A 323-nucleotide genomic window follows, 5' to 3' on the forward strand; every position below is an offset into this window, starting at 1 on the left:
GAGCAGGGGATTGAAAATCCCCGTGTCCTTGGTTCGATTCCGAGTCCGGGCACCACTATTCATAAGGCCTCGCTGCAAAGCGGGGCTTTTTCCTTTCTTGGCTACGGTAGATTTCTGGTCGTTGCAACACGTTATTTTTTTGCTGCATTTCTCGCCATTTTCGCAGATGTTCCTTACTTTTAGACACCTCAATATCCTCTGGTGTGCCTTTCCTTACCTCACAGCTACGGTCTTTCTACGGTACCTTTCTCTAAGATCATACATGATAAAGTAGAAAACACGGGGGAAACGGGGGAATTATCATTTCGCCTTAATCCGCTGGT

Annotated in this window: 1 protein-coding gene; it reads left to right on the plus strand. The window is 46.7% G+C overall.

Annotated elements, in window-relative coordinates; genetic code table 11:
• On the plus strand, positions 1 to 183 hold a 183-nt coding region (locus tag HX884_RS27100; protein ID WP_218620158.1), incomplete at its 5' end, for a hypothetical protein.
• Positions 184 to 323 lie beyond the last annotated feature (140 nt).

The sequence above is a fragment of the Enterobacter sp. SECR19-1250 genome (assembly GCF_013391025.1).
Classification (GTDB): Bacteria; Pseudomonadota; Gammaproteobacteria; order Enterobacterales; family Enterobacteriaceae; genus Enterobacter; species Enterobacter cloacae.